At 63.0% G+C, this 2,981-nt stretch carries 2 protein-coding genes; both read left to right on the top strand.

The window, feature by feature from the left end; all coding sequences use genetic code 11:
* Positions 1–1,629: flippase activity-associated protein Agl23 (locus BG842_RS09840; RefSeq protein WP_069450613.1), on the top strand; the 1,629-nt coding region annotated here is incomplete at its 5' end.
* 88 nt (positions 1,630–1,717) lie between these two features.
* On the top strand, positions 1,718–2,981 hold a 1,264-nt coding region (locus BG842_RS09845), incomplete at its 3' end, for an ATP-binding protein (protein WP_069450614.1).

A 2,981-nucleotide genomic window follows, 5' to 3' on the forward strand; every position in this document is an offset into this window, starting at 1 on the left:
TTCGCCAAGAACGGTGTCTGGTACTATCGGCGCATCATCCACGGTCCGTTTTTGTTACAGATGGATTCCGTCGTGTTCTCGCTGTTCGGCGCGAACGACTTCACCATGCGCCTCATCGTCGCCCTCATCGGTGGCCTCTTCCCGCTCGCGGCGCTCCTGTTCCGGAAGCGACTCAGAGCGTCCGAGACGGTCGCTCTGGCCTTCTTTTTCGCCGCGAATCCCGTTCTCCTCTACTACTCGCGGTTCATGCGCAACGACGTGATGCTCGCGGCCGTAATGGTGTTCGCGCTCGGGTTCGTCGTCCGCTACTTCGACACCCGTCGCCTTCGGTACGTTTTCGCGGCCGTCGCGTGTTTCACGCTGGGATTCACGATGAAGGAAAACGCCCTCCTGTATGCGGCGTGCTGGGCGGGCGGGGCCGTACTGCTTTACGACCACCGTCTCTTTCTTCGACGCGTCGGCAACGAAGGCGTCGGCGCGGCGATTCCGCCGCGAATCCGAAACGGTGCGCTCCGACTGTACGAGCGGGACAGGTCGGTCGTCAACTCGCTTCTCAAAGGGGTCGGTATCGCACTCGTCGCCGCGTTGGAAGCCCTCGCTATCATCGTGTTCTTCTACGCGCCGCGCTCCCAGGGCCAACCCGGACCGGGACTCTGGAAATCCTTCTCGAATCCGTCGATGATTCCGAAGGTGTTCACCGCCGCGACGACGGACGTGGCGAACGAGTTCATCGGATGGCAGGGACACACGGACCACGCCTACCTTCCCTACCTCGACCACTTCCTCACGTCGCTGAAAGTCGGCGCGCTCGCGCTCTGCATCCTCGCCGTCGTGGGCTTCATCGTCGACCGCTACTCCGGCGACCGCCCGCGCGACCTCGTTTCGCTCGGCTTCTACTGGGGCGTCGTCAGCATCCTCGGGTACCCGCTCGTGATGGACATCAAGGCGGGCTGGGCGACCGTTCACGCAATCGTCCCGCTCGCGTTCCCGGCCGCGGTCGGCCTCGCGCTGATATTCCGCTGGGGCTGGGAAGCGTACGAGGACCACGACGACGTGAGCCTCGCCGCCGCCGCGGTTCTCCTCCTGCTCGTCGTCGGGTCCGTCGGGACGACCGCCTACAGCACGTCCTATCAGCATCCGCAGGACCCGGACAACCAATTCGTCCAGTACGCTCAATCATCCTCGACGGATGCGAAACCGCTCCTCCACGACCTCCAGCGCATCTCACGCGAGAACGAGGGAACCGACGTGCTGTTCTACGGGAGCAAGTTCTACTCGTCGAACGAGGCCGCCGACGACGTGTATCCGGTAGAAGCAGGTGAAGGCGGCGGTGGATGGTTCGCCCGTCTCCCGCTCGCGTGGTACTTCGACACCGCCGACGCGAACATTGCGAGCACGACGAACGCCTCGGACCTCAGCGGCGACAAACCGCCGATAGTCGTCGCTCCCGCGGACGTCTCTACCTGCACCAGCCAGGACAGCACCGCGCAGGACATCGAGGGTTACATGTCCGGCTACACGCGCTACGAGTTCCAGCGCTTCGGCTTCAACAGCGGGTGTCACATCAGCACGACCGTCATCTACGTCCAGAACAGTTCTCTGCCGTCGAATACCACCCCGACCGCGTAGGTTGGCCCTTCTTTTCGGCTCCCGAAACGCGTAGCGAGTGGAACGTCTCCGACGGCCTTAAGATTCTCCCGTGATTACCCACGGGAGAATGAACAGCGGGGCGCTGGACGTAATCGAGTTCTTGCTCACTGCACGGGTCTACAGTGAGAACCGAAATCTGGACGAAAACGACCTGCCGCCGAAGATTCGGCAGGTGTTCTGGCACGACGGAACGATAGAGCGACCGCTTCGGACGACTGTCGAGACGGCGCGCGAGGCGACCGGCCTCGACCAACCGTGGGAAGCGATCTCCGAACTGATGTTCACCGACCGGGATACGTTCTCGGGAAGCATCGAACTCACCCAACAGGAGATGGCGGAAGAGTGGTTCGTGGACCGCGACGAGGAGCGAATCGCCGCGAACCCGACGCTCGCGTACGCGCTCTCCGACCGCGACGGCGTGGACGCGTCCTACGAAGCGGTGCGAGAAGCAAACCGGCCGGTCCAGTCCGACCGGGCGTGGATAGACAGCCTGCTCGAAGAACACTTCGACGAGGAGGACGACGAGGACGGCGAGAGCATGCTCGACCTCGTGGACATCCACGCGCCCGAGGAGGTCGAACTGACGCTGGACGACCTCGTGCTCACGGAGGACCAAGAGGCCGAAATCCACAAAATCGTCAAGGCCATCGAGCACCGCGAGTATCTGGCCGAAATCGGGCTGCGCGAAATCGGGAAACTCCTCTTCGTCGGCCCGCCGGGAACCGCGAAAACCTCGACGGCGCGGGCGCTGGGCTACGACTTGGACCTCCCGTTCGTCGAAGTCAAACTGTCGATGATAACCAGCCAGTACCTCGGCGAGACGGCCAAAAACGTCGAGAAGGTGTTCGAGGTGGCGAAGCGACTCTCGCCGTGTATCCTCTTCATGGACGAGTTCGACTTCGTGGCGAAAACCCGCCGGAGCGACGAGCACGCGGCCATCAAACGCGCCGTCAACACCCTCCTCAAGAGCATCGACAACATCTCGCTCATCGAGGACGACGTGTTGCTCATCGGCGCGACCAACCACCCCGACCAACTCGACGCGGCGGCGTGGCGGCGCTTCGACGACATCCTGAACTTCCCGAAACCGGACGAGCAGATGCGCTCGGACATCCTTCGGGTCATCACCCGGCGGATGCGCATCGTCGACTTCGACCCCGACGAAATCGCGGAGATGACCGAGGGACTCACCGGGAGCGACCTCCGATTGGTCCTCCGCGAGGCCGTGCTCGAAGCCCTGACCGAGGAACGGACGGAACTCACGCAGGAGGACCTCCACTACGCGATTCAGGACTTCGAGGAGCGCGACCACCTGAAGGACATGGACATGA

The organism is Haladaptatus sp. W1 (assembly GCF_001723155.1).
In the GTDB taxonomy this organism is placed as follows: domain Archaea; phylum Halobacteriota; class Halobacteria; order Halobacteriales; family Haladaptataceae; genus Haladaptatus; species Haladaptatus paucihalophilus.